Origin of the sequence: Pseudomonas sp. LAIL14HWK12:I7 (assembly GCF_000483465.1) — a bacterium.
In the GTDB taxonomy this organism is placed as follows: domain Bacteria; phylum Pseudomonadota; class Gammaproteobacteria; order Pseudomonadales; family Pseudomonadaceae; genus Aquipseudomonas; species Aquipseudomonas kermanshahensis.
The window spans coordinates 481,887-507,451 of the sequence record NZ_AXYZ01000005.1 but is presented as its reverse complement, the minus strand read 5'-3'; the positions used below and the strand labels follow the sequence as shown (position 1 = coordinate 507,451).

Sequence of the window (25,565 nt, the reverse complement as noted above, 5' to 3'; positions counted from 1 at the left end):
CGCTCCCACAGGGGCCATGCCAAACCGCTACATCAGGTAATCGGCGCCGGGTTGAACAGGGTGATGTCGTTGTGCAGCCGGTGTTGTTCGGCCCAGGTCTGCTTGCGGCCGCTGGCCACGTCCAGGTAGTAGTGGAACAGCTCCCAACCCAGTTCCTCGATGCTCGAGCGGCCTGTGGCGATGCGCCCGGCGTCGATGTCGATCAGGTCAGGCCAGCGCTCGGCCAGCTCGGTGCGGGTGCACACCTTGACCACGGGTGCCATGGCCAGGCCGTACGGCGTGCCGCGGCCGGTGGTGAAGACATGCAGGTTCATGCCAGCTGCGAGCTGCAAGGTACCGCAGACAAAGTCGCTGGCCGGGGTCGCGCAGAAGATCAGGCCTTTGCGGGCGACTCGCTCGCCAGGGCCGAGCACGCCCTGAATAGAGCCGCTGCCGGACTTCACGATCGAGCCCAAGGACTTTTCGACGATATTCGACAGGCCGCCTTTCTTGTTGCCCGGCGTGGTGTTGGCGCTGCGGTCGGCCGCACCTTGCTGCAGGTAGCGGTCGTACCAGTCCATCTCGCGCACCAGCGCATCGGCCACGTCCTGGTTCTCGGCGCGGGAGGTCAGCATGTAGATGGCGTCACGCACTTCGGTCACTTCCGAGAACAGCACGGTCGCGCCGGCGCGTACCAACAGGTCGGAGGCATAGCCCAGCGCGGGGTTGGCAGTGATGCCGGAGAAGGCATCGCTGCCGCCGCACTGCATGCCCAGGATCAGCTCGCTGGCGGGCACCGTTTCGCGACGGCGCTGGTCGAGCTTCTTCAGGCGGGTTTCAGCCAGCGCCATGATCTGTTCGATCATTTCGCCGAAGCCCAGGCTGGCGTCCTGCAGGCGATACAGCCACGGGTCACTGAGGTCTACCGAGGGGTCGTTGTCGTGCATGACCTGGCCGGCCTGCAGCTTTTCACAGCCCAGGCTGATGACCAGCGCTTCGCCGCCAAGGTTAGGGTTACGCGCCAGGTTGCGCACGGTGCGGATCGGGATGTAGGCATCGCGGGCGTTGATCGCCACGCCGCAGCCGTAGCTGTGGGTGATGGCGACCACGTCATCGACGTTGGGGTACAGCGGCAGCAACTCTTGACGAATGCGCTTGACCGCATGCTCCAGCACGCCGGTCACGCATTGCACGGTGGTGGTGATGCCGAGGATGTTGCGGGTGCCGACGGTGCCGTCGGCATTGCGGTAGCCCTCGAAGGTAAACCCCTCGAGCGGCGGCAAGGCGTCGGGGACGGCGTCGCAGCGCGGCAGGCTGTCCAGCGCTGGGGCTTCTGGCATGGCCAGCTGGCTTTCCTGAACCCAGCTGCCTTGGGGCAAGTCTTCAAGGGCGTAACCGATGATCTGCCCATAGCGGCGCACCGGCTCGCCTTTGGCGATCAGTACGGTGGCGACCTTGTGGCTCTGCGGCACGCCTTCGACCAGGGTCAGGCCGTCGGGAAAGCGGGCGCCTTCGCCCAGGCCACCGTCGTTGACCACTACCACGACATTGTCGTCATCGTGCAGGCGGACGTAGCGGGGCGAGTCGGAATGTTCGATCAACTGCATGTTCGGGCCCTTCTTGTGATTGCTCAGGCTTTATACATCCGCCCGCGGCCGGCAGGTGCCGGGCGCGGGCGTGTTCACTCAGTGTCGGGCGCTTGCCAGGTCACCATTGGCGGTGACGTCGGCTTCAGCCTTTGGGGGTTCATGCAGCTCGATGCGCTTGATCGGGCCGACGATCACCAGGTAGCTGAACACCGCGACCAGGGCGTTGGCGCCTACATACACCAGGGCCCACTTGAACGAACCGGTGGCGCTGATGATGTAGCCGATGACGATGGGCGTGGTGATCGAGGCGATGTTGCCGAAGGTGTTGAACAGGCCGCCCGAAAGGCCGGCGATCTGCTTGGGCGAGGTATCGGCGACCACAGCCCAGCCCAGTGCACCAATGCCTTTGCCGAAGAAGGCCAAGGTCATGAAACCGACCACCATCCATTCAGCGTCGACATAGTTGCAGAAGACCATTGTGGTCGACAGCAACAGGCCGCAGACGATCGGCAGCTTGCGCGAGAAGGTCAGCGAATTGCCGCGGCGCAGCAGCCAGTCCGACAGCACCCCGCCCAGCACGCCACCGATGAAGCCGCAAATGGCCGGCAGCGAGGCAATGATGCCCGCCTTGAGGATGGTCATCCCACGCTCTTGCACCAGGTACACCGGGAACCACGTCAGGAAGAAGTAGGTGATGGCGTTGATGCAATACTGGCCCAGGTACACGCCCAGCAGCATGCGGCTGGTCAGCAACTGCTTGATGTAGCCCCATTTCGGGCCGTCGTTGCCGCGTTTCTGGTCCATGTCCACCAGGCCGCCGTTCTGCTCGATGTGCTCGAGCTCGCTTTGGCTGATGCGCGGGTGTTGCTTGGGGTTGTAGATGGTCTTCATCCACACGAACGAGAACAGGATGCCGAGGCCGCCCATGACCACGAACACGTGTTCCCAACCGAAGCTGAAGACAATCCAGCCCATGATTGGGGCAAACAGTGCGGTGGCGAAGTACTGGGCCGAGTTGAAGATGGCTGAGGCCGTGCCGCGTTCTGCGGTGGGGAACCAGGCCGCGACGATGCGGGCGTTGCCCGGGAACGACGGAGCTTCGGCAAAACCGACCAGAAAACGCAGGGTGAACAGCGTTACGATTGCCCATGCCACCGGCAGGCCACCGACAAACCCTTGCAACAGGGTGAACAGCGACCAGGTGAAGATGCTGAAGGCGTAGACGTTCTTGGAGCCGAAACGGTCGAGCAGCCAACCACCAGGGATCTGGCCAGCCACGTAAGCCCATCCAAAGGCAGAGAAGATATAACCGAGGGTGACGGCGTCAATGCCGAGGTCTTTCTGCAGGCTGGAACCTGCGATTGCAATGGTAGCGCGGTCGGCATAGTTGATCGTGGTCACCAGAAACAGCATGAACAGGATCAGGTAGCGCACATGCGTCTTCTTAGTCGCTTGCATGCTGGTAGTACTCCCACTAGTTATTTTTGTGCGGGCTCACGAGGTGTAACCGGAGTGGGGGCTTCCCACTCCGGGTGCGGCTGAGACAGGCCGCGGGGGTTCGCTTATTGCGGACCCATCTTGTCCATCAGGGCTGCGAGCATTTCGTATTCTTCAGCTGTCAGGTCGGTCAGCGGCGTGCGCACCGGGCCTGCGTCGTAACCGGCGATCTTGGCGCCCGCCTTGACGATGCTGACTGCGTAGCCGGCCTTGCGGTTACGGATGTCCAGGTACGGCAGGAAGAAGTCGTCGATCAGCTTGCCAACGGTGGCGTGGTCTTCGCGGGCGATGGCGTGGTAGAAGTCCATCGCGGTCTTTGGCACGAAGTTGAACACGGCCGACGAGTAGACCGGCACACCCAAGGCCTTGTAGGCAGCAGCATACACTTCGGCGGTCGGCAGGCCACCCAGGTAGCTGAAACGATCGCCCAGGCGGCGGCGGATCGACACCATCAGCTCGATATCACCCAGGCCATCTTTGTAGCCGATCAGGTTCGGGCAACGCTCGGCGAGTTTTTCCAGCAGGTCGGCGTTCAAGCGGCAGACGTTACGGTTGTAGACCACTACACCGATCTTCACCGATTTGCACACGGCTTCGACGTGGGCGGCGACGCCGTCCTGGCTGGCTTCAGTCAGGTAGTGCGGCAGCAGCAGCAGGCCCTTGGCACCCAGGCGCTCGGCTTCTTGCGCGTATTCGATGGCCTGGCGGGTCGAGCCACCAACGCCGGCGAGGATCGGCACCGAAGTGGCGCAGGTGTCGACGGCAGTCTTGATCACCTGGCTGTATTCGCTGGCCGCCAGGGAGAAGAACTCACCGGTACCGCCGGCTGCGAACAGGGCGCTGGCGCCATAAGGGGCCAGCCATTCCAGGCGTTTGATGTAACCCGCCTGGTTGAAGTCGCCCTGGGCATTGAAGTCGGTGACCGGGAAAGACAGCAGGCCGTGGGAGAGGATGGATTTCAGTTCTTGTGGATTCATTGTTATAGGCATCCTGTGGCGCTTGGGTGAGGGTGTGTAGAAGCGATGGAGGTAAGTTATCGTACAACTTGTACGATGACTAGTCCCTCGATGCATTTTTTTTCCCTGGTGGGCTGAGGAAGGCGTGTTTCTGCAGGCGGCCCTTTCGCGGGTAAACCCGCTCCCACAGGGAAATCGCAAACATTCAGCACCTAGAAAACCCTGTGGGAGCGGGCTTGCCCGCGGATGGGGCGTAGTAGGCGACAACCGATCATGCATGAAGCCTGGCACTCAGGTTCATGGCAAACAGTCATCGTATCTCTTGAGGGGGGAGGAAAAAACGATCGCGGAGACAGGCACAAGCCCGCCGCCCGCATCCACGGGAAGTGTTCTGGGACCAGCAGAGGGTGACCGGGGAAGCGGGGGCGGCCTTGCGCCGCCCCGCGATCAAAGCTAACGAAGCTTTGTGTCAGGCAGCCTGATGGTGCTTGACCTGGGACTTGCGAACCTGGGCGCGGCAAGCGTCGCCGAAGGCTTGGAAGATCTTGATCGAATCAGGGTTTTTCGCGGCTTGCCACTCGGGGTGCCACTGCACCGCGAACAGGAAGGGCGAAATGCTCGGGGCATGAATAGCCTCGACCAGGCCGTCTTCGGCGAGGGCGATCGGCTCGATGCCTATACCCAAGTTGCGCAGGCCTTGGCCATGCAGCGAGTTCACGCGGATCTCGTCGCAGCCCAGGGTGTCGCGCAGCCAGCTGCCTGGCTTGACCTTCACGGCATGCACTTGAGCGTACTGCACGTCGACCGGGTCTTCGGGGTTTTCGCGGTGGTCGTTGAAGCCTGGCTCGGCGTACACCTTCTGGTAGATGTCGCCACCCAGCGCCACGTTGATTTCCTGCATGCCACGGCAGATGCCGAAGATCGGCAGGCCACGCTTGAGGGCTGCCTTGACCAGCGGGATGTCGAACAGGTCGCGTGCCTTGTCCTGGCCTTTGCCGGGGGTTTCGTTCTCCTGGCCGTACAGGGCCGGGTCGATGTTGCTGCCGGCACCGGTCAGGTAGACGCCGTCGGCCATGTCCAGGTAGGTCTCGAGGTCTTCAGTGCCACAGCAGGTGGGCACCAGGACCGGGACGCAACCGGCGAAGTCGACCAGCGGAGTAATGTATTTGTGGGTCATGACCTGATAGTCATGGCCTTTGCGCTCTTGGCTGCCCATGGTCATCAGAACGACGGGTTTGCGCAGGGAAGGTTGCTTGTTGCCAATGTTGCTGTTGGACATATGTCACCTTGGGACAGGTTCGACCTGTCGTTGTTGTGCAGGCGCACGGCCGGGGCCTTGAGTGCGACCTGAAGCCCCGAGCACTGCCGGCTCGTCAGAGGCGACGATTCCGGTCGGGACTTGTTGCTAGCTTGCCAGAGCCGTTCGATATGTCAAACGACTGGTAGAGGCTTTAGAGGGGGGTATACGCCGATTTCAGGGGGGTTAAACCGTTGCAGGCCTGTGGCGGCAAGGGTTTGGCAGGGGGTGAGGTCAATTATATTTAACGACGCAGTTGGTTCATTGCAGCGGTGCAATGAAGGCGGCGTATGCATTGGCACGCCACCTGTAATCGATGGACTTGTGCTGCGAAGAGGCCAGTGGCAGCAGCGTAAATCTTCGTGTCTGCACTGGCCTCTTCGCAGCGCAAGGCTGCTCCTACACGGATTCAGTGCAGTATCTGCGCCAGGAACCCTTTGGCCCGCTCGGTCTTCGGTTGGTTGAAGAACACCTGCGGCGGGCTGTCCTCGATGATCTGCCCACCTTCAAGGAACAGCACCCGCTCGGCCACCTGCCGGGCAAAGCCCATTTCATGGGTGACGCAGAGCATCGTCATGCCCGTGTCGGCCAGTTTCACCAGCACATCCAGCACCTCGGCGACCATCTCTGGGTCCAGCGCCGAGGTCGGCTCGTCAAACAGCATGATGCGGGGTTTCATGCACAAGGCGCGGGCGATGGCCACGCGTTGTTGCTGGCCGCCGGACAGCTGGCTGGGGTATTTGTGCGCCTGGCTTTCGATGCCGACCTTGGCCAGGTACATGCGCGCGCGTTCCTCGGCGTCCTTGCGCGACAGCCCGCGCACGCTGGTGGGTGCCAGCAGGCAGTTGTCGAGCACGCTCATGTGCGGGAACAGGTTGAAGTGCTGGAACACCATGCCGATCTCGCTGCGGATCTGCGCCGCCTGGCGCGTGGTGGCGGCCAGGTCGGTGCCATCCACCTGGACGCTGCCTTTTTCGGCCACTTCCAGGCGATTGATGCAGCGGATCAGCGTCGACTTGCCCGAACCGGACGGGCCGCACAGGACGATGCGTTCGCCTTCGCGGACCTGCAGGTCGATGTCGCGCAAGACATGAAACGCGCCATAGTGCTTGTTCAAACCCTCGATACGGATCAGTACCGGGCGCGGGTCGGGTGCTGGAGCAAGGCTGGCAAGGCTCAAAGGGGCGGTCATATTGTTGTTCTCCGCAGGGTTCAGTCGAAACGTGTCGCGCTGTAGGGCGCAGGGTCGGTAAACGGGCGCTCGCCGGTCAGCAGTTCTGCCAGCAGCCGGCCACTGACCGGGCCCAGGGTGAGGCCATGGTGTGCATGCCCGAAGTTGAACCACAGGCCTTTGTGCCGCGGCGCTGGGCCAATCACTGGGCGCATGTCTGGCAGGCACGGGCGCCGGCCCAGCCATGGCGTGTCATCAAGGCGTTCGCCGAGTGCTGGGAACAACCGCCGGGCCAAGGCTTCACAGCGGCGCAGCTGGATTTCGTTGCCTGGCGCGTCGCTGGCAGCAAACTCGATACCGGTGGTCAGGCGCACGCCCCGGGCCATGGGCGCCAGTACATAGCCACCTTGGGTATCACAGATCGAATGCTCGAGTTGCGCACCGTCACGGGTGGCGTAGTGCATGTGGTAGCCGCGCTTGATCGCCAGCGGAATCTGGTAGCCAAGGCCTTCATAGAGGTCGGCCGACTGTGGGCCTAGGCAGGCCACCACTTCGTCGGCGGTGACCGGGCCGCGACGGCTGTCGACCTGCCATTGCCCTTCGACCTGGCGCAGGCTGCGCGCATCGCCATGCAGGAACTGCCCGCCACGTTGGACGAACAGCGCCGCATAGCCGCGGGTGAGGGCGCCGGGGTTGTTCACGGTCTTCGGGTCGAGCCAATGAATGCCACCCACCACGGTGCTGTCCAGTTGGTGTTCGCGTGCCTGAAGCTGCCCGCATTCGAGAATCTCGTACTGCAGGCCGTAACGGCTCAAGCCTTTGAGGTCCTCTTTGGCCTGATTGAACAGGGCCGGGTCGCGGAACACCTCGATCCAGCCTTTGGCCTGAACCAGCCCTTCCAGGCCGGCGGCTTCGATCAGCGCGTCATGCTCTTCGACGCAGCGCTGTACCAGCGGCAACATGTCGGCGGCGGCACCCGCCAGGCGCCCCGGCGCCGACTGGCGCCAGTAGCGCCACAACCACGGTGCGGCCTTGGGCAAGTGCAGCAAGCTGTAGCGTACGTCGGGCTGGCGGTTCAGGCCGTAACGCAGCAGCGCGCCCGCTTGCCGGGGGAAGGCATACGGAATCACGCTGGAGCGCTCGATCAGCCCGGCGTTGCCATGGCTGGTGCCGCTGCCGGGTTCGTCGCGGTCGATCAGAATCACCTGGCGCCCGCGCGCCTGCAGGTGCAGCGCGGTGCTGACGCCGACAATGCCGGCGCCGAGAACGAGAGTCTGGCAATGCATGGAACGTATCCTTCGGTCAGTTCAGGTGGCGGCCCAGGCGGGCTTCCAGGTGTTTCAGGAGGCGACGTACCAGCTCGACGATCACCAGGTAGAGCACGGCGGCCCACAGGTAGATCTGGAAGTCGAAACTGCGCGAGAACGCCAGTTTGGTCACGCCCATCAGGTCGTAGATGGTCACCAGCGAAGCAATCGCGCTGGCCTTGATCATCAGGATCAGTTCATTGCCCAGAGGGCCGATGGCCACCAGCAGCGACTGCGGCAGGATCACCTTGAAGAAGGTGGTCGAGCGGCTCAGGTTCAGTGCCCGCGCCGCCTCATGCTGCCCAGGCGCGACGGCCATCAGGCTGCCGCGGAAGATCTCGGCCTGGTAGGCGGCGGTGTTCAGGGTGAATGCCAGCAACGTGCAGAACCACGCTTCGCGGAAGAACCACCAGAGGCCGACGTCCTGCCAGAAACCTTTCAACGAGCCGAGGCCGTAATAAAGCAGGAACAACTGCGCCAGCAGCGGTGAGCCGCGGAAGAAGTACACATAACCGGCCGACAGGCGCTGCAGCACCTGGCTGCGCGACAAGCGTGCCAGTGCCAGCAGCAGGCCGAGTACGGCGCCCAGGGTGAATGAAATCGCCACTAGCTTGGCTGTCACCAGCAGCCCATCGACGAAGCGCGGGCCGTAGCGTTCCAGCAGGTCCGGGTCGAGGACGGCTGCCAGCCATTGTTCGATATTCATGCCCGGGCTCCTTGCAGGTGACGGCTGCTGCGCCGTTCAATGAAGGCAAAGACCCGTCCCGAGACCGCCGAGAACAGCAGGTAACCCAGGCAGGCAACGCCATAGAAGAACATCGGCTCTTTGGTCACGCTGACGGCCAAGTTGGTCTGGCGCATCAGGTCGACCAGCGAGATGGTCGACACCAGCGAGGTGTCCTTGAGCAGCGACAACCAGTTGTTGGACAGGCCGGGCAGGGCGATGCGCGTCAGTTGTGGCAGCACCACCTTGAAGAAGCCTGTGCGCTTGCTCAGGCCCAGTGCCGAGCACGCTTCAAGTTGCCCTTTGGGCAGGGTCTTGAAGGCTGCCAGCCAGATTTCGCTAGAGAATGCGGCAAACACCAGGCTGAAGGCGATCATGGCGGCCAGGAACGTGTTGATCAGGAATTCGCCTTGATAGCCGAGGGCGGCCAACACTTTTTGCGCGGCGATCTGGCAGCCGTAATAGATGATCAGCAGCGTCAGCAGTTCGGGCAGGCCGCGGAACACGGTAGAAAAGGTCGTGGCCCAGGCCCGTGGCAGGCGTTTGCGCGAACGTGCGGCAAACGCTACGGCCAAGCCCAGCGGCAGGCCGATGGGCAGGCAGGCGAGGGCCAGCGAAACGGTGACCAAGGCGCCGGCCAGCAACGCCTGGCCCCAGCCTCCGCTGGCGAAGGACAGCAAGGACAATTGATCGAGCATGACAAACCCCTAAGGTGAGCAACGCGTTCTCTTGGTAGGAGCGGCCTTGTGTCGCGAAAGGGCTGCGGAGCAGCCCCAGGGTGTATGCCGCGGCACAGATTGCAGGGGGCCACTCTGTGGCCCTTTCGCAGCACAAGGCTGCTCCTACAGGATTGCGTCGTTTCCTGAAGATCAGTTGTAGATATCGAAGGCGAAATACTTGCTGGCGATCTTCTGGTAGGTACCGTTGGCAACGATCTGTTGCAGTGCGGTATTCAGGCGTTGGCGCAGCGCCTCGTCATCCTTGCGCACGGCAATGGCCGCGTCGGCCTTGGTGTCGGCCACGTCGCCGAGGATCTTGCAGCAGTCCTGGCCGTTCTTGGTCATCCACTCGTGCAGGGGGAACTTGTCGGCGATCACGCCATCCAGGCGGCCTGCGGCCAGGTCGGCGTTGGCTTCATCCATGGTCGGGTAGAGTTTCACGTCGGCACCGGCCTTGCCGTAGACGTCTTCGGCATAGATGGCTTGGGTCGACGAGGATTGGGCGCCCACGGTGTAGCCGACGAAGTTGTTCTGGGCATCGGTGATCTTGCTGTCCTTGGCCACAGCCACAGTCAGCGGGGTACGGTAGTAATGATCGGTGAAGGCGATTTTCTTGCGGCGCTCTTCGGTATTGATCATCGACGCGACCACGGCGTCGTACTTGCGCGCCATCAGGGCCGGGATGATGCCTTCCCAATCCTGGGCGACCAGGGTGCATTCGACTTTCATCTGTTCGCACAGGGCGTGGGTGATGTCGATGTCGAAGCCGTGCAGCTGGTTATCGGCGTCGACATAGTTGAAGGGCGGGTAGGCACCTTCGGTGGCGAAACGCAGGGTTTCAGCACTGGCGGCGCCCGCCAGCAGCAGGGCACACGCACCTACCATAGCCATGGTCTTGTTCATCTCGCACCTCTTGCACTCTTGCTATTGTTGTTTTCCCGCCGGCCACGAGGTGTAGCCGACGAATTCGTTATGTAGAGCGGCAGTCGCTTCCAAGCGTTTTTCAACATCCGGCCCGAGCTTCTTGCAGACCTCGTTGACCATCAGGTGCACCCACGACAGCATGGTCGCGGTGGATTCCCAGAACAGGTTGAATTCGGTGGGGATGCGGAACACCTCGTCGGCGTTGGCATCGGCCCAGTCACAGAAGGTATCGGTCACCAGGGTGACCGCAATGCCAGCCTCGCGCGCCTTCTGGCACAGCTGCAGGGCGTGGCGGGAATAACGACGCGCCTCGAACACCACCAGGGCGCTGTCTTCGGCGCGGCCCAACAGCACCTCACCGAAGTGCCCGGCGCTGAGGTCGACCAGTTGCACGCCGTCGCGCAGGTACTGCAGCAGGTGGCTCATGCACATGGCGACGCCGCGCTCGGTCTGAAAGCCGGCGATGAACACCCGTGGTTTGCTTGCCAGGCGCTGTGCCACGCGGTGCCAGGGCTCGCTCTGGCGGTACTCGTGCACACGCACCAGGGCGGCGATTTCCAGCTCCAGGCTGCCGGCGTTGTCGCTGGCATCATGGTTCTGGCGGTAGTCTTGCAGGCGGTCACCGACCAGCCACGGGCCATCGCCCAGGTCGTTCTGCAGGTCTTGCTTGAGCGCCTTGAGGTGGGCATAACCTAACGAGCGGCAAAAACGGCCAACACTGGATTCGCTGACACCCAGCTTGGCAGCGATGCTGGCCGAGGTCTGAAAGGGCAGTTCGTGCAGGTTGGCGAGCATGTAGCTGGCGATCGTGCGGCCTGAGGCGGCAGCCCCTTGCAGGCTGTTTTCCAGGCGTTGCTTGATCGGTTGGCTCATGCTGTTTCTCCGGGGGTGAGGCTTGCGATAGAAAATGAATGTTTTCTGTCATCAAGTCAATATTTGACAGATAGCTGTCACATGCAGGAAAGTTTTTGTCGTTGCAACGCTGTAGCCACTCTAATTCCAACAAGGAGCTTCAGATGTCCGCACCTTCCACTGGCACTGCCGTGCGTGTGCCTTTTAACGAGCTGCAGAACCTGTTGCAGGCGATCCTCCAGCGTCATGGCTGCAGCGAAACCGTGGCCCAGGTGCTGGCCCACAACTGCGCTAGCGCCCAGCGCGATGGCGCTCACAGCCATGGTGTGTTCCGTATTCCGGGCTATGTCTCGACCTTGGCCAGTGGCTGGGTCGATGGCCAGGCCAGGCCGAAGGTCAGCGACGTGGCGGCTGGCTATGTGAGTGTCGATGCAGCGGGCGGATTTGCTCAGCCGGCGCTGGCGGCGGCCCGTGAGCTGTTGGTGGCCAAGGTACGCAATGCCGGCATCGCAGTGCTGGCGATCCACAACTCGCACCACTTCGCGGCGCTGTGGCCGGATGTAGAGCCGTTCGCCGAAGAGGGCCTGGTGGCCCTGAGTGTGGTCAACAGCATGACCTGCGTGGTGCCGCATGGTGCACGCAAACCGCTGTTTGGCACCAACCCCATCGCCTTTGCCGCGCCGTGTGCCGAACATGATCCGATCGTCTTTGACATGGCCACCAGCGCCATGGCCCATGGCGATGTGCAGATCGCTGCACGGGCCGGCCAGCAGTTGCCCGAGGGCATGGGCGTAGATGCCAACGGCCAGCCGACCACCGACCCCAAGGCCATTCTCGAAGGCGGCGCCTTGCTGCCGTTTGGCGGGCACAAGGGGTCGGCGTTGTCGATGATGGTCGAGCTGCTGGCGGCGGCGCTGACGGGCGGCCATTTCTCGTGGGAGTTCGACTGGTCCTCGCACCCTGGGGCCAAAACGCCCTGGACCGGGCAGTTGATCATCGTCATCGACCCAAGCAAGGCCGAAGGCGAGCGGTTTGCCCAGCGCAGCCGCGAGCTGGTGGAGCAGATGCAGGCCGTGGGCCTGACGCGGATGCCCGGGGAGCGGCGTTACCGCGAGCGCGAGGTGGCCGAGGAAGAGGGCGTGGCATTGACCGAGCAGGAACTGCAGGGCCTCAAGGCATTAGTTGCCTGAACCGGCCTCTTCGCGGGTAAACCCGCTCCCACAGGTTTGGCGTTGTGGGAGCGGGTTTACCCGCGAAAGGGCCGTTACAGGCAGCACGAATCTAGGGCTGTGCAATCTTGCATAGACAACCTGCACAATCGGTGATGTTCCTCCACCGCGACTCCGGGTATCCTCAGGGCAGCCATTCCGAACTGTCCTGATCCAAGGAGCTGCACGCTGTGTTCAAACATGTCGATGCCTATGCCGGCGACCCGATCCTCTCGCTGATGGAAACCTTCAAGGCCGATCCCCGCGCCGACAAGGTCAACCTGAGTATCGGCCTGTACTACGATGAAGCCGGCGTGGTGCCACAACTGGCGGCTGTGGATGCCGTCGAAAAACGCATCGCAGGCGTTGCTCACGAAGCGTCGCTGTACCTGCCGATGGAAGGCCTTGCCAGCTACCGCCAAGCCATCCAGGCACTGCTGTTCGGTGCCGATCACCCGGCCGTGACCGGCGGCCGCGTGGCCACCGTGCAGACCGTGGGTGGTTCTGGCGCACTGAAAGTGGGTGCCGACTTCCTCAAGCGCTACTTCCCGCAGTCCGAAGTCTGGGTCAGCAACCCGACCTGGGACAACCACCGCGCCATCTTCGAAGGTGCCGGGTTCAAGGTGCATACCTACCCGTACTTCGACCAGGTCAGCCGTGGCGTCGACTTCGACGGCATGTTGGCAACCCTGCAGACCCTGCCGGCCAACAGCGTCGTGCTGCTGCACCCGTGCTGCCACAACCCGACCGGCGCCGACTTGGACCAGAACCAGTGGCAGCAGGTGGTGGAAGTGGTCAAGGCGCGTCAGTTGATCCCGTTCCTCGACATCGCCTACCAAGGCTTCGGCGAAGGCCTGGTGGAAGACGCCTACGCCATCCGTGAAATGGCCCGTGCCGGCGTACCGTGCCTGGTCAGCAACTCGTTCTCGAAGATCTTCTCGCTGTACGGCGAGCGGGTAGGGGGCCTGTCGGTGGTCTGCGACGATGACGCCACCGCGCAGAGCGTGCTTGGCCAGCTCAAGGCTACCGTGCGCCGCAACTACTCCAGCCCACCCAACTTCGGTGCCCAACTGGTCGCCGGCGTACTGGGCGATGCCGCGCTCAATGCCCAATGGGCAGCTGAAGTCGAAGTGATGCGTAAACGCATCCTGGACATGCGTCAGGCGTTGGTCGATGCGCTGGCCACGCTGCTGCCAGGCCAGGACTTCCAGTTCTTCCTGCGCCAACGCGGCATGTTCAGCTACACCGGTTTCAGCGTCGAGCAGGTGCGTCGCCTGCGTGACGAGTTCGGCGTTTACCTGATCGACAGCGGCCGGGTATGCATGTCCGGCCTGCGTCCGGCCAACCTGCAACGGGTTGCCGAGGCGTTTGCCGCCGTTCAGAAGTGATGTGATAGGGGCCGCTTCGCGCAACACCTTTAGGAGCGGCCTTGCGTCGCGAAAGGGGCGCGAAGCGGCCCCCGGTTTCACCCAGTTGTCATGACAAGTGCAATCGTCCCTCGGACGGGGCTTCGCAACCGCCCACTTTCAGTGCACAATCGCGCCCCTCTTTTTTGGTTGGGGAGCGCGAAGCGTCTGGTTCGCCATTCCCAGCCCTGTTGCAGTCTTGCGAGTGGAGCTACACCCGGAATGAATGAGCAGGCCCCAAGCGTCGAACGGCGCTATGAAGAATCGACCCCGGCAGCCTTGGGCAGCTGGGCACGTCAAGACACCACCTGGATGCTGGGCCTGTTCGGCACCGCCATCGGCGCAGGTACGTTATTCCTGCCCATCAATGCTGGCCTCGGTGGCTTCTGGCCGCTGATCATCCTGGCCGTGCTGGCCTTCCCGATGACTTACTTCGCCCACCGTGGCCTGACCCGTTTCGTCCTCTCCGGGCGCAAGGGCGGGGACATCACTGAAGTGGTCGAGGAGCATTTCGGCATTACCGCCGGTGCATTGATCACCGTGCTGTACTTCTTCGCCATCTTCCCGATCCTGCTTATCTACAGCGTGGCGCTGACCAACACCGTCACCAGCTTCATGGAGCACCAGCTGCACATGACGCCGCCGCCGCGGGCGATCCTGTCGTTCGTGCTGATCCTGGGCCTGCTGGCCATCGTGCGCTGCGGTGAGCAGGCCACGGTCAAGGTCATGAGCCTGCTGGTCTACCCGTTCATCGTGGCCCTGGCGCTGCTGGGCCTGTACCTGGTACCGCACTGGACCGGTGGTATTCTCGACAGCGCCACCCAGCTGCCGTCGGGCTCGGCCTTCCTGCACACCGTGTGGCTGGCGATTCCGGTGATGGTGTTCTCGTTCAACCACTCGCCGATCATCTCGGCGTTCGCGGTCGATCAGAAGCGCCGTTACGGCGAGCATGCCGATGAGCGCAGCGGCCAGATCCTCGCCCGCGCCCACCTGCTGATGGTGGCCATGGTGCTGTTCTTCGTCTTCAGCTGCGTGCTGACCCTCAGCAGCGCCCAGCTGGCGGAAGCCAAGGCGCAGAACCTGTCGATCCTGTCGTACCTGGCCAATCACTTCAGCAACCCGACCATCGAGTTTGCCGCACCGCTGATTGCCTTCATTGCTATCGCCAAGTCGTTCCTGGGCCACTACATCGGTGCCAGTGAAGGCCTGAAAGGCATCATTGCCAAAACCGGCGCGCGCCCGGGCGCCAAAGCCCTGGACCGCGTGGTCGCGGCGCTGATGCTGGTGGTGTGCTGGATCGTCGCCACGCTCAACCCGAGCATTCTGGGCATGATCGAATCGCTGGGCGGCCCGATCATCGCGGTGCTGCTGTTCCTGATGCCGATGTACGCCATTCGCCGCGTGCCTTCGATGCGCAAGTACAGTGGGGCGATGTCCAACGTGTTTGTGGTCGCGGTTGGCGTGGTTGCGCTGACGTCGGTGGTTTACGGCTTGCTGAGCTGATCCACCGCCCGTGACAAGCAATGCCCAGGTCGCCTGTTGCGACCTGGGCATTTTTTTGTCCACAAGAATTGTCTGGCAATAAAACAATTTTTGCTTCACCCATAGGCACCCGGCCGCCTTCATGCTTAACTCGGTGTCCTTTTCAAACCCCGCATAAGGATTTCGTCCATGGCTCAAGTGACTCTCAAAGGCAACCCGGTTCAGGTCAAGGGCAACCTGCCGCAAGCCGGTGCTAAGGCGCCAGCCTTCTCGCTGGTGGGTGAAGGCCTGGCTGACAAGTCGCTGCAGGACTACGCCGGCAAGCGCAAGGTGCTGAACATCTTCCCGAGCGTCGACACCCCAACCTGTGCCACGTCGGTGCGCAAGTTCAATGCCCAGGCCAACGATGTAGCCAACACCGTGGTGCTGTGCATCTCCGCCGACCTGCCATTCGCCCAGGCGCGCTTCTGCGGTGCCGAAGGCCTGGAGAACGTGAAGAACCTGTCGACCCTGCGTGGCGCCGAGTTCCTCGAAAACTACGGTGTGGCCATCGCCGACGGCCCGCTGGCTGGCCTGGCTGCACGTGCAGTGGTCGTGCTGGACGAAAACGACAACGTGCTGCACAGCGAGCTGGTCGGTGAAATCGCTGACGAGCCGAACTACGAGGCTGCGCTGGCTGTTCTGAAATAAAGGCAGGTCGGGCCGGTGGGTTTACCTGTTCCGGCCCTTTCGCGGGTAAACCCGCTCCCACAGGATGGCCACTGGTCTTAGAAACAGTGGTAATCCTGTGGGAGCGGGTTTACCCGCGAAGAGGCCGGCAGAGGCAACGGAACTCCAGCCCTGCCCACCGCTCCAAGCAACACCCTGTAACGGCCCGGAACGATTTCCGGGCCGTTTTCGTTTAAAGTTCAGTGTTTTGGCAACGTCAGGCAAAGGTAAACCTCTGGTAAAGGGCCTTTGCTAAAACGATGCCAGTGCTTATCGTTCAACCCTCCCAAGTCGTCACTCCGAACAAGGTTCGTTCAACCCATGCAAGCGTCTAATTCCCGTTCCCCCCGTCGCTGGCTCGTCGGCCTGCTGATCCTGCTGCTGGTGGCCTTGCTGGCCTGGTGGCTGTGGCCCGCATCGCCTGCACATAAAGAAGCCAGCAGCGGGCGCATGGGCAAAGGCGGGCGCCCAGGTTTCGGGGCCTCCAGCGACCCGGTGCCGGTGCGTGTCGAGCCGGTTCGGGTGGGCGATTTCCCGCTGTACTACAAGGCGCTGGGCACGGTCACCGCGACCAACACCGTGAACGTGCGCAGCCGTGTAGCCGGTGAGCTGGTCAAGATCCACTTCAAGGAAGGCCAACAGGTCAAGGCTGGTGAACTGCTGGCCGAGATCGACCCTCGCAGCTACCGCATCGCCTTGCAGCAGGCTGAAGGCACCCTGGCGCAGAACCAGGCACAGCTGAAAAACGCCCAGGTCGACCTGGCGCGCTATAAAGGCCTGTATGCCGAGGACAGCATCGCCAAGCAGACCCTCGACACCGCAGAAGCCCAGGTCGCGCAATTTCAAGGCCTGGTCAAGACCAACCAGGCACAGGTCAGCGATGCGCGCCTGAACCTCGATTTCACCCAGATCCGCTCGCCGATCAATGGCCGGGTAGGCCTGCGCCAGCTCGACCTGGGCAACCTGGTGGCTGCCAACGACGCTACCGCGCTGGTGGTCATCACCCAAACCGAGCCGATCAACGTCGCGTTCACCCTGCCAGAAACCGAACTGAGCACCGTGCTGGAACGCTACCGCAGCGGCGCCAGCCTGCCGGTCGAGGCGTGGGACCGCAGCGACAGCAAGCTGCAGTCCACCGGGGTACTGGGCAGTATCGACAACCAGATCGACACCACCACCGGCACCCTCAAGTTCAAGGGCCGCTTCGAGAACAAGGACCTGGCGCTGTTCCCCAACCAGTTCGTCAATGTGCGCCTGTTGGCCGACACCCTCAAACAGGTGGTGCTGGCCCCGGCTGCGGCTATCCAGTTTGGCAACGATGGCACCTTTGCCTATGTGGTCAACGCCCAGAACACCGTCAATATCCGCAAGCTCAAGGTTGGCGCCAGCGACGGCGAGAACAGCGTGATCGTTGAAGGCCTGGCTGCCGGCGATCGCCTGGTGCTGGAAGGCACCGATCGCCTGCGTGAAGGCACCAAGGTAGAGGTGGTCGAAGACAGCTCGCAGGTGCCAACCACCCCAGGCCAGCACCTGCAGGGCCAGGACGCCAAGGGCTCGGCCCAAGCCGGTGAAGCAGGCAAGGCGGGCGCATGAACCTCTCGCGCCTGTTCATCCTGCGCCCGGTCGCCACCACGCTGAGCATGCTGGCCATCGTCCTGGCCGGCCTGATTGCCTACAAGCTGCTGCCGGTATCGGCGCTGCCGCAGGTCGACTACCCGACCATCCGGGTCATGACCCTGTACCCAGGGGCCAGCCCGCAAGTCATGACCAGTGCGGTCACCGCGCCGCTGGAACGCCAGTTCGGGCAGATGCCGGGGCTGACCCAGATGGCCTCGACCAGCTCCGGCGGGGCGTCGGTGCTGACGTTGCGTTTCAGCCTCGACATGAACATGGACGTTGCCGAGCAACAGGTGCAGGCCGCGATCAACGCTGCCAGCAACTTGCTGCCCAGCGACTTGCCGGCGCCACCGGTCTACAACAAGGTCAACCCGGCCGACACGCCAGTGCTGACCCTGGCCATCTCCTCCAAGACCATGCCGCTGCCCAAGCTCAACGACTTGGTCGACACCCGTGTGGCCCAGAAGCTTGCCCAGATCAGTGGCGTGGGCATGGTCAGCATCGCTGGCGGCCAGCGCCAGGCGGTACGTATCAAGGTCAACGTCGATGCATTGGCCGCCAACGGCCTCAACCTCGAGGACGTGCGGACGTTGATCGGGGCGTCCAACGTCAACCAGCCCAAGGGCAACTTCGATGGCCCGACCCGGGTGTCGATGCTTGATGCCAACGATCAACTGCGTTCCCCCGCGGAATACGCCAACCTGATCCTGTCCTATAACAACGGCGCGCCGCTGCGCCTTAAGGACGTCGCCGAGATCGTCGATGGTGCCGAAAACGAGCGCCTCGCGGCCTGGGCCAACGAAAACCAGGCGGTGTTGCTGAATATCCAGCGCCAGCCGGGCGCCAACGTCATCGAAGTGGTCGACCGGATCAAGGAACTGCTCCCCTCGATCACCGACAACCTGCCTGCCGGCCTGGACGTGTCGGTACTGACCGACCGCACCCAGACCATCCGCGCCGCGGTCAAGGACGTGCAGCACGAGCTGCTGATCGCCATCGTCCTGGTGGTTATGGTCACCTTTGTGTTCCTGCGCCGTTTCAGCGCCACCATCATCCCCTCGATCGCCGTACCGCTGTCGTTGATCGGCACCTTTGGCGTGATGTACCTGGCCGGGTTCTCGGTCAATAACCTGACCCTGATGGCCCTGACCATCGCCACCGGCTTCGTGGTGGATGACGCCATCGTCATGCTGGAGAACATCTCCCGCCACATCGAAGAAGGCGAAACGCCGATGCAGGCCGCGCTCAAGGGCGCCCGGCAGATTGGCTTCACCCTCATATCGCTGACCTTCTCGCTGATCGCGGTCCTGATTCCGCTGCTGTTCATGGCCGACGTGGTCGGCCGCCTGTTCCGCGAGTTCGCCATCACCCTGGCGGTGGCGATTCTGATTTCCCTGGTCGTGTCGTTGACCCTCACGCCCATGATGTGCGCGCGGTTGCTCAAACGTGAGCCCAAGGAAGAAGAGCAGGGCCGTTTCTACCGCGCCAGCGGCGCCTGGATCGACTGGCTCATCGAACACTACGGCCGTGGCCTGCAGTGGGTGCTCAAACACCAGCCGCTGACCCTGCTGGTGGCCGTGGCCAGCCTGGGGCTCACCGTGGTCCTGTACATCGCCGTGCCCAAGGGCTTCTTCCCGGTGCAGGATACCGGCGTCATCCAGGGTATTTCCGAGGCGCCACAGTCGACTTCGTTCGCCGCCATGAGCGAACGCCAGCAGTCGCTGAGCAAGGTGATCCTGCAGGATCCGGCGGTGCAGAGCCTGTCGTCCTACATCGGCGTGGATGGCGACAATGCCACGCTCAACAGCGGGCGCCTGCTGATCAACCTCAAGCCGCACGGCGAGCGGGATGTGACCGCTGGCGAGGTCATCAGCCGCCTGCAGCCGCAGCTCGACAAGCTGGTGGGTATCCGCCTGTTCATGCAACCGGTGCAGGACTTGAGTATCGAGGACCGGGTCAGCCGCACTCAGTACCAGTTCAGCCTGTCGTCACCTGACGCCGACCTGCTGGCGCAGTGGAGCGGCAAGCTGGTGCAGGCGCTGCAACAGCGCCCAGAGCTTGCCGATGTGGCCAGCGACCTGCAGGACAAGGGCCTGCAGGTGTACCTGGTGATCGACCGCGACATGGCCAGCCGCTTGGGCATCTCGGTTTCGCAGATCACCAACGCCTTGTACGACGCCTTTGGCCAGCGGCAGATCTCGACCATCTACACCCAGGCCAGTCAGTACCGCGTGGTGCTGCAGTCGCAAGCCGCCGCCAGCATCGGCCCGCAGGCCCTGGAGTCGATCCACGTCAAGGCCACCGATGGCGGCCAGGTGCGGCTGTCGGCGTTGGCCCGTATCGAGCAGCGCCAGGCGCAGTTGGCGATCTCGCACATCGGCCAGTTCCCGGCGGTGATGATGTCGTTCAACCTGGCCCATGGCGCGTCGCTGGGCGAGGCGGTCAAGGTGATCGAGCAGGTGCAGCAGGACATCGGCATGCCGATCGGCGTGCAGACCCGCTTCCAGGGCGCTGCAGAAGCCTTCCAGGCCTCGCTGTCGAGCACCTTGCTGCTGATTCTCGCCGCCGTGGTGACCATGTACATCGTGCTGGGTGTGCTCTACGAGAGCTACATCCACCCGGTGACCATTCTTTCGACCTTGCCCTCGGCGGCGGTGGGGGCCTTGCTGGCGCTGCTCATCAGTGGCAACGACCTGGGGATGATCGCCATCATCGGCATCATCCTGCTGATCGGCATCGTCAAGAAAAACGCGATCATGATGATCGACTTTGCCCTTGAAGCCGAGCGCAACCAGGGCATGAGCCCGCAGGACGCCATCTACCAGGCCGCATTGCTGCGTTTCCGGCCGATTCTGATGACGACGTTGGCCGCGCTGTTCGGCGCCGTGCCGCTGATGCTGGCGACCGGGTCCGGTGCTGAGCTGCGCCAGCCGCTGGGCCTGGTGATGGTGGGCGGGCTGTTGGTCAGCCAGGTGCTGACACTGTTCACCACGCCGGTCATCTACCTGTACTTCGACCGCCTGGCCCGTCGCTGGCGCCCGGCCACTGATGCCAAGCAGGCTGAGGCATGAACCTGTCCGGACCGTTTATTCGTCGCCCGGTGGCGACGATGCTGCTGAGCCTGGCGATCATGTTGCTGGGCGGCGTCAGCTTCGGCCTGTTGCCGGTTGCGCCGCTGCCGCAGATGGACTTCCCGGTGATCGTGGTGCAGGCCAACCTGTCCGGCGCCAGCCCTGAGGTGATGGCCGCCACGGTGGCCACGCCTTTGGAACGCAAGCTGGGCAGTATCGCGGGCGTCACTACGCTGACCAGTAGCTCTAACCAGGGCTCGACGCGGGTGGTCATCGGCTTCGAAATGGGCCGTGACATCGACGGTGCGGCGCGTGAGGTGCAGGCGGCGATCAACGCCACCCGTAACCTGCTGCCCAGTGGCATGCGCAGCATGCCGACGTACAAGAAGATCAACCCCTCGCAGGCACCGATCATGGTGCTGTCGTTGACCTCTGACGTGCTGAAGAAAGGCCAGTTGTACGATTTGGCTGACACCATCCTGTCCCAGAGCCTGGCCCAGGTATCCGGGGTAGGGGAGGTGCAGATCGGCGGCAGTTCGCTGCCCGCCGTGCGCATCTCGGTGGAGCCGCAGTTGCTCAACCAGTACGGCTTGTCGCTGGACGAGGTGCGTACCGCCGTGTCCAACGCCAACCAGCGCCGGCCCATGGGCTTCGTCGAGGATGCCGAACGCAGCTGGGAGGTGCGGGCGAATGACCAGTTGGAAACGGCGAAGGACTACGAGCCGGTAGTGATACGCCAGCAGAACGGCACCATCCTGCGCCTGTCCGACGTAGCCACCCTCACAGACAGCGTTGAAAACCGCTACAACAGCGGCTTCTTCAACGACCAGAGCGCGGTGTTGCTGGTGGTCAACCGCCAGACCGGCGCCAACATCATCGAGACGGTCGACCAGATCAAGTCGCAGTTGCCGGCGTTGCAGTCGTTGTTGCCAGCCAGCGTGCAGCTGAACGTGGCCATGGACCGCTCGCTGGTGATCAAGGCCACCCTCAAGGAGGCCGAGCACACGCTGCTGATCGCGGTAGGGCTGGTAATTTTGGTGGTTTACCTGTTCCTCGGCAGCCTGCGTGCCTCGTTGATCCCGAGCCTGGCAGTGCCGGTGTCGCTGGTAGGCACGTTCGCAGTCATGTATTTGTGCGGTTTCTCCCTCAACAACCTGTCGCTGATGGCGCTGATCCTGGCCACGGGCCTGGTGGTGGACGACGCCATTGTGGTGCTGGAGAACATCTCCCGGCACATTGAGGACGGCCAGCCGCCGATGCGTGCGGCGTTCCTCGGTGCCAAGGAAGTGGGCTTCACGCTGTTGTCGATGAACGTTTCGTTGGTGGCGGTGTTCGTCTCCATTCTGTTCATGGGGGGTATCGTACGTAGCCTGTTCCAGGAGTTTTCCATCACCCTGGCGGCTGCAATCATTGTCTCGCTGGTGGTCTCGCTGACCCTCACGCCGATGCTCTGCGCCCGTTGGCTGAAACCGCACCAGGCCGAACAGAGCCGCCTGCAGCGCTGGAGCGACAAGGTTCATCAGCGCATGGTCAACGGCTATGACCGCAGCCTCGGCTGGGTGCTACGGCACAAGCGCCTGACCTTGCTGAGCCTGCTGGCCACCATCGGTATCAACATCGCGTTGTATGTGGTGGTGCCCAAGACGCTGATGCCGCAGCAGGACACCGGCCAATTGATTGGCTTTATCCGTGGTGACGATGGCCTGTCGTTCAGCGTGATGCAGCCGAAGATGGAAACCTACCGCCGCGCCTTGCTGGCCGACCCTGCGGTACAGAGCGTTGCTGGCTTCATCGGCGGCAACAGTGGCACCAACAATGCGATGGTGATTGTGCGCCTGAAACCGATCAGCGAGCGCAAGATGGATGCCCAGAAGGTGATCGAGCGTCTGCGCAAAGAGATGCCCAAGGTGCCCGGCGGGCGGCTGTTCCTGATGGCCGACCAGGACCTGCAGTTAGGTGGCGGTGGGCGTGACCAGACGTCGTCGCAGTACCTCTATACCTTGCAGAGTGGCGACCTGGCGGCACTTCGCGAGTGGTTCCCGAAAGTGGTCGCGGCGGTGCGCGCATTGCCCGAACTGACCGCCATCGACGCCCGTGATGGCGCGGGTACCCCGCAGGTTACCCTGGTGGTCGACCGTGATCAGGCCAAGCGCCTGGGCATCGACATGGACATGGTGACCACGGTGCTCAACAACGCCTACAGCCAGCGGCAGATCTCGACCATCTACGACAGCCTCAACCAGTACCAGGTGGTGCTGGAGATCAACCCGAAATACGCCTGGGACCCGAGCACGCTGGAACAGGTGCAGGTGATCACCAGCGACGGTGCCCGCGTGCCGCTGTCGACCATCGCCCACTACGAAAACAGCTTGGCCAATGACCGAGTCAGCCACGAAGGGCAGTTCGCTTCCGAAGACATCGCCTTCGACGTCGCCGAAGGCTACAGCCCCGACCAAGCCATGGCTGCAGTGGAGCGGGCGGTGGCCAAGCTTGGCCTGCCCGAGGAAGTCATCGCCAAACTCGGTGGCACCGCCGACGCCTTTGCCAAGACCCAGGAAGGCCAGCCCTTCATGATTCTGGGCGCGCTGGTGCTGGTGTACCTGGTGCTGGGCATTCTGTATGAAAGCTACATTCACCCGCTGACCATTCTGTCGACCCTGCCCTCGGCCGGCGTCGGTGCCTTGCTGGCGCTCTACGTCACCGGAGGCGAGTTCAGCCTGATCTCGCTGCTGGGCCTGTTCCTGCTGATTGGCGTGGTGAAAAAGAACGCGATCCTGATGATCGACCTGGCCCTGCAGCTGGAGCGCCAACAAGGCCTGTCGCCGGAGGAATCGATCCGTCGCGCCTGCCTGCTGCGCCTGCGGCCGATCCTGATGACCACCCTGGCGGCCATCCTCGGCGCCTTGCCGTTGCTGGTGAGCCGTGCCGAGGGGGCGGAAATGCGCCAGCCTTTGGGCTTGACCATCATCGGCGGCCTGGTCTTCAGCCAGATCCTCACCCTTTATACGACGCCGGTGGTCTACCTGTACCTCGACCGCCTGCGTCACCGTTTCAACCATTGGCGCGGCGTGCGCACCGACGCCGCTCTGGAAACCCCGCTATGAATTTTGCCCAGACACCGCTTCACCGTGCCCTGCAGTCATTGACCCTGGGGCGTGGCTCGCGTCTGCTCGGCGCCAGTTTGTGCGTGGCGCTGCTCAGTGCCTGTACCTTGAGCCCGGACTACCACCGCCCCGAGCTGAGCACCCCGGCGCAGTACAAGCAGGCCGAGGGCTGGACCCAGGCCAAGCCCTCGGACGCGATCGCCCGTGGCGCCTGGTGGGAAGTCTACGGCGATGCCGGGCTCAATGCGCTGGTCGAAGAGCTTAACCGCAGCAACCAGACGGTTGCGCAGTCGGAGGCCCAGTACCGTCAGGCCCAGGCCCTGGTGCGCAGCAGCCGCGCCGCGCTGTTCCCCAGCCTGGACCTGAGCGCCAGCAAGAACCGCTCTGCCCAGGGTACTGGCAGCTCGAGTTCCAGCCTGTCGAACAACAGCAGCGGCATCCGCAACACCTACAACACCCAGCTCGGCGTGAGCTGGGAGATCGACCTGTGGGGCAAGCTGCGTGAGACGTTGAACGCTAACGAAGCCAGTGCCGAAGCCAGCTTCGCCGACCTTGCCTCGATCCGCCTGAGCCAGCAGTCGGAGCTGGTGCAGAACTACCTGCAGTTGCGTGTGATCGACGAGCAGAAGCGCCTGTTGGAAGCGACCGTGGCCACCTACGAACGCTCGCTGCGCATGACTGAAAACCAATACCGTGCCGGAGTGTCTGGCCCGGATGCGGTGGCGCAGGCGCGCACGCAGCTGAAAAGCACCCAGGCGGACCTGATCGACCTGATCTGGCAGCGTGCGCAGTTCGAAAATGCCATTGCCGTGTTGCTGGGCAAGGCCCCGGCGAATTTTGCCCTGGCAGACAGCAAGACCATCCCGGCGCTGCCGCAAATTCCAGTGACGTTGCCCTCGCAGTTGCTCGAACGCCGCCCGGACATTGCCTCGGCCGAGCGCAATGTGATGGCAGCCAATGCCAATATTGGCGTGTCGCGGGCTGCTTACTTCCCCGACCTGAGCCTGAGCATGAGTGGTGGGTATTCCAGCAGCAGCTTCAGCAACTGGATCGAACTGCCAAACCGTTACTGGTCGGTGGGGCCTTCGCTGGCCATGACCTTGTTCGATGCGGGCAAGCGCAGCGCCGAGGTGGACCGCACCGTGGCGGTGTACGACCAGACCGTGGCGCAGTACCGCCAGACCGTGCTGGATGGCTTCAAGGAAGTGGAGAACTTCCTGGTGCAGCTGAAGGTGTACGGCGATGAAGCGGTGGTGCGCCAGGAGGCACTGGACGCGGCGCGTGAGTCGCTGCGCCTGACTGAAAACCAGTACCGTGCAGGGCTGATAGGCTACCTGGATGTGGTGAACGTGCAGACCACCGCGCTGAGCAACGAGCGCAGTGTGCTGAACCTGCTGCAGGGGCGGTTGGTGGCCAGTGTGCAACTGATTGCTGCGCTGGGCGGCGGCTGGGATGCCGAGCAGGCGTTTGCCGAACAGGAGTGATGGCCGGCCATTCATGCTGGGCTATAAGCGCCACTTCGTGGACTCATGCCTCGATCACTGTAGGAGCAGCCTTGTGCTGCGAAGAGGCCCTTACGGCTACTACATCTTTGCCAGGCATACGGGCCTCTTCGCAGCACAAGGCTGCTCCTACAAAGACGTGCGCATGACTGGGCTTTGGCAGCCGCTGTGTCTTACGCGCGGGCCTTGAGGATCACGAACTTCGCATTGAACATAGGGGTTTAGCCCTTCCTTGTGAGCAGCCTTGTGCTGCGAAGAGGCCCTAACGGCTAATATATCGCTACCAGGCATACGGGCCTCTTCGCAGCGCAAGGCTGCTCCTACAAAGACGTGCGCATGACTGGATTTTGGCAGCCGCTGAGTCTTACGTGCGGGCCTTGAGGATTACGAACTTCGCATTGAACATCGGAGTTTAGCCCTTCCTTGTAGGAGCAGCCTTGTGCTGCGAAGAG

18 protein-coding genes are annotated in these 25,565 nt (G+C 62.9%); 8 read left to right on the top strand and 10 right to left on the bottom strand.

Features of this window, described 5'->3' with window-relative positions:
* Positions 1-32 precede the first annotated feature (32 nt).
* The 10 genes from garD to D886_RS0108975 all read right to left on the bottom strand — a co-directional run bounded on the left by garD (position 33) and on the right by D886_RS0108975 (position 11,036).
* Positions 33-1,586 (bottom strand): galactarate dehydratase, encoded by a 1,554-nt coding sequence (garD, locus tag D886_RS0109020; RefSeq protein ID WP_027593608.1) that lies wholly within the window; start codon positions 1,584-1,586, stop codon positions 33-35.
* A 78-nt stretch (positions 1,587-1,664) separates the two neighbouring features.
* Entirely contained in the window at positions 1,665-3,026 is a 1,362-nt protein-coding gene (locus D886_RS0109015) for an MFS transporter (RefSeq protein WP_027593607.1), read from the bottom strand.
* Between the two features lie 104 nt (positions 3,027-3,130).
* A complete protein-coding gene (gene kdgD / locus D886_RS0109010) occupies positions 3,131-4,042 on the bottom strand; it encodes a 5-dehydro-4-deoxyglucarate dehydratase (protein ID WP_027593606.1) in 912 nt (303 codons plus the stop codon).
* 448 nt (positions 4,043-4,490) lie between these two features.
* The gene (locus D886_RS0109005; protein WP_027593605.1) at positions 4,491-5,300 is read right to left on the bottom strand and encodes a gamma-glutamyl-gamma-aminobutyrate hydrolase family protein; all 810 of its coding nucleotides are present in this window, start codon (positions 5,298-5,300) and stop codon (positions 4,491-4,493) included.
* A 427-nt stretch (positions 5,301-5,727) separates the two neighbouring features.
* A complete protein-coding gene (locus D886_RS0109000; protein ID WP_027593604.1) occupies positions 5,728-6,510 on the bottom strand; it encodes an amino acid ABC transporter ATP-binding protein in 783 nt (260 codons plus the stop codon).
* A gap of 20 nt (positions 6,511-6,530) precedes the next feature.
* Complete coding sequence (locus D886_RS0108995) at positions 6,531-7,775, bottom strand: FAD-binding oxidoreductase (RefSeq protein WP_027593603.1); 1,245 nt, start codon at positions 7,773-7,775, stop codon at positions 6,531-6,533.
* A gap of 16 nt (positions 7,776-7,791) precedes the next feature.
* The gene (locus tag D886_RS0108990; RefSeq protein WP_027593602.1) at positions 7,792-8,502 is read right to left on the bottom strand and encodes an ABC transporter permease; all 711 of its coding nucleotides are present in this window, start codon (positions 8,500-8,502) and stop codon (positions 7,792-7,794) included.
* Positions 8,499-9,218: an ABC transporter permease gene (locus D886_RS0108985; RefSeq protein ID WP_027593601.1), complete on the bottom strand. Its 720-nt coding sequence runs from the start codon at positions 9,216-9,218 to the stop codon at positions 8,499-8,501. Before D886_RS0108985 ends, D886_RS0108990 begins: the two co-directional genes overlap by 4 nt.
* Positions 9,219-9,389: 171 nt before the next feature.
* Positions 9,390-10,142 (bottom strand): transporter substrate-binding domain-containing protein, encoded by a 753-nt coding sequence (locus tag D886_RS0108980; RefSeq protein ID WP_027593600.1) that lies wholly within the window; start codon positions 10,140-10,142, stop codon positions 9,390-9,392.
* A gap of 21 nt (positions 10,143-10,163) precedes the next feature.
* On the bottom strand, positions 10,164-11,036 hold the full coding sequence (locus D886_RS0108975; RefSeq protein WP_027593599.1) for a MurR/RpiR family transcriptional regulator: 873 nt from the start codon (positions 11,034-11,036) through the stop codon (positions 10,164-10,166).
* A gap of 143 nt (positions 11,037-11,179) precedes the next feature.
* Here D886_RS0108975 and D886_RS0108970 point away from each other — a divergent pair, with 143 nt between their 5' ends.
* From D886_RS0108970 to D886_RS0108935, 8 genes are all read left to right on the top strand, one after another.
* Positions 11,180-12,205: an Ldh family oxidoreductase gene (locus tag D886_RS0108970; RefSeq protein ID WP_027593598.1), complete on the top strand. Its 1,026-nt coding sequence runs from the start codon at positions 11,180-11,182 to the stop codon at positions 12,203-12,205.
* A 209-nt stretch (positions 12,206-12,414) separates the two neighbouring features.
* Entirely contained in the window at positions 12,415-13,611 is a 1,197-nt protein-coding gene (locus D886_RS0108965; protein WP_027593597.1) for an amino acid aminotransferase, read from the top strand.
* Between the two features lie 240 nt (positions 13,612-13,851).
* Entirely contained in the window at positions 13,852-15,132 is a 1,281-nt protein-coding gene (locus D886_RS0108960) for a serine/threonine transporter (RefSeq protein ID WP_027593596.1), read from the top strand.
* 168 nt (positions 15,133-15,300) lie between these two features.
* Positions 15,301-15,801 carry a thiol peroxidase gene (gene tpx / locus D886_RS0108955; RefSeq protein WP_027593595.1) on the top strand — a complete coding sequence of 167 codons (501 nt, stop codon included), beginning with the start codon at positions 15,301-15,303 and terminating at the stop codon, positions 15,799-15,801.
* Between the two features lie 339 nt (positions 15,802-16,140).
* Positions 16,141-17,412 (top strand): MdtA/MuxA family multidrug efflux RND transporter periplasmic adaptor subunit, encoded by a 1,272-nt coding sequence (locus D886_RS0108950; protein ID WP_027593594.1) that lies wholly within the window; start codon positions 16,141-16,143, stop codon positions 17,410-17,412.
* Positions 17,409-20,507 carry an MdtB/MuxB family multidrug efflux RND transporter permease subunit gene (locus D886_RS0108945; protein ID WP_027593593.1) on the top strand — a complete coding sequence of 1,033 codons (3,099 nt, stop codon included), beginning with the start codon at positions 17,409-17,411 and terminating at the stop codon, positions 20,505-20,507. The genes D886_RS0108950 and D886_RS0108945 overlap by 4 nt, the downstream gene beginning before the upstream one ends.
* Positions 20,504-23,611 carry an efflux RND transporter permease subunit gene (locus D886_RS0108940; protein WP_027593592.1) on the top strand — a complete coding sequence of 1,036 codons (3,108 nt, stop codon included), beginning with the start codon at positions 20,504-20,506 and terminating at the stop codon, positions 23,609-23,611. The genes D886_RS0108945 and D886_RS0108940 overlap by 4 nt, the downstream gene beginning before the upstream one ends.
* Positions 23,608-25,095 carry an efflux transporter outer membrane subunit gene (locus tag D886_RS0108935; RefSeq protein WP_027593591.1) on the top strand — a complete coding sequence of 496 codons (1,488 nt, stop codon included), beginning with the start codon at positions 23,608-23,610 and terminating at the stop codon, positions 25,093-25,095. The genes D886_RS0108940 and D886_RS0108935 overlap by 4 nt, the downstream gene beginning before the upstream one ends.
* Positions 25,096-25,565 lie beyond the last annotated feature (470 nt).

Coding starts and splice junctions, on each gene's coding strand:
- garD (WP_027593608.1), bottom strand. CDS start 1,586: ATGCAGTTGATCGAACATTCCGACTCGCCCCGCTACGTCCGCCTGCAC.
- D886_RS0108985 (WP_027593601.1), bottom strand. CDS start 9,218: ATGCTCGATCAATTGTCCTTGCTGTCCTTCGCCAGCGGAGGCTGGGGC.
- D886_RS0108960 (WP_027593596.1), top strand. CDS start 13,852: ATGAATGAGCAGGCCCCAAGCGTCGAACGGCGCTATGAAGAATCGACC.
- D886_RS0108935 (WP_027593591.1), top strand. CDS start 23,608: ATGAATTTTGCCCAGACACCGCTTCACCGTGCCCTGCAGTCATTGACC.
- D886_RS0108945 (WP_027593593.1), top strand. CDS start 17,409: ATGAACCTCTCGCGCCTGTTCATCCTGCGCCCGGTCGCCACCACGCTG.
- tpx (WP_027593595.1), top strand. CDS start 15,301: ATGGCTCAAGTGACTCTCAAAGGCAACCCGGTTCAGGTCAAGGGCAAC.
- D886_RS0108975 (WP_027593599.1), bottom strand. CDS start 11,036: ATGAGCCAACCGATCAAGCAACGCCTGGAAAACAGCCTGCAAGGGGCT.
- D886_RS0109000 (WP_027593604.1), bottom strand. CDS start 6,510: ATGACCGCCCCTTTGAGCCTTGCCAGCCTTGCTCCAGCACCCGACCCG.
- D886_RS0109005 (WP_027593605.1), bottom strand. CDS start 5,300: ATGTCCAACAGCAACATTGGCAACAAGCAACCTTCCCTGCGCAAACCC.
- D886_RS0108980 (WP_027593600.1), bottom strand. CDS start 10,142: ATGAACAAGACCATGGCTATGGTAGGTGCGTGTGCCCTGCTGCTGGCG.
- D886_RS0108940 (WP_027593592.1), top strand. CDS start 20,504: ATGAACCTGTCCGGACCGTTTATTCGTCGCCCGGTGGCGACGATGCTG.
- D886_RS0109015 (WP_027593607.1), bottom strand. CDS start 3,026: ATGCAAGCGACTAAGAAGACGCATGTGCGCTACCTGATCCTGTTCATG.
- D886_RS0108990 (WP_027593602.1), bottom strand. CDS start 8,502: ATGAATATCGAACAATGGCTGGCAGCCGTCCTCGACCCGGACCTGCTG.
- D886_RS0108950 (WP_027593594.1), top strand. CDS start 16,141: ATGCAAGCGTCTAATTCCCGTTCCCCCCGTCGCTGGCTCGTCGGCCTG.
- D886_RS0108970 (WP_027593598.1), top strand. CDS start 11,180: ATGTCCGCACCTTCCACTGGCACTGCCGTGCGTGTGCCTTTTAACGAG.
- D886_RS0108995 (WP_027593603.1), bottom strand. CDS start 7,775: ATGCATTGCCAGACTCTCGTTCTCGGCGCCGGCATTGTCGGCGTCAGC.
- kdgD (WP_027593606.1), bottom strand. CDS start 4,042: ATGAATCCACAAGAACTGAAATCCATCCTCTCCCACGGCCTGCTGTCT.